A 298-nucleotide genomic window follows, 5' to 3' on the forward strand; every position below is an offset into this window, starting at 1 on the left:
GGCTACAACGCTGTTCACCGCGGTAATCAGCCGCATGACGTTGTCGGCTTTGACGGTCTGTTCCGCCGCTGCCTTGGTCGGATTCTTCGACAGGTCTGCCCGCAGACGCTCAAGACGGGCGCTTTCGTCTGCCGAGAGCGCCGCCAGGGTTTCGATCTTCTTTGCGTCAGTATTGGCGTTCAGCGCGGCAAGCGTCTTCCCCACGGCCGTGGTGGCCTTCCAGGTCGGCGCCGCAAAGATCGGATTGCGGGCCTTCTCAAGCTGCTTCTGTTCAGCTGCGAGGGCATCCTTCACCGCC

At 62.4% G+C, this 298-nt stretch carries 1 protein-coding gene; it reads right to left on the reverse strand.

Annotated elements, in window-relative coordinates:
* A partial coding sequence (locus BST14_RS28575) for a hypothetical protein (RefSeq protein WP_211280851.1) occupies positions 1–298 on the reverse strand: 298 nt, incomplete at both ends.

The sequence above is a fragment of the Mycobacterium arosiense ATCC BAA-1401 = DSM 45069 genome (assembly GCF_002086125.1).
Lineage (GTDB): Bacteria > Actinomycetota > Actinomycetes > Mycobacteriales > Mycobacteriaceae > Mycobacterium > Mycobacterium arosiense.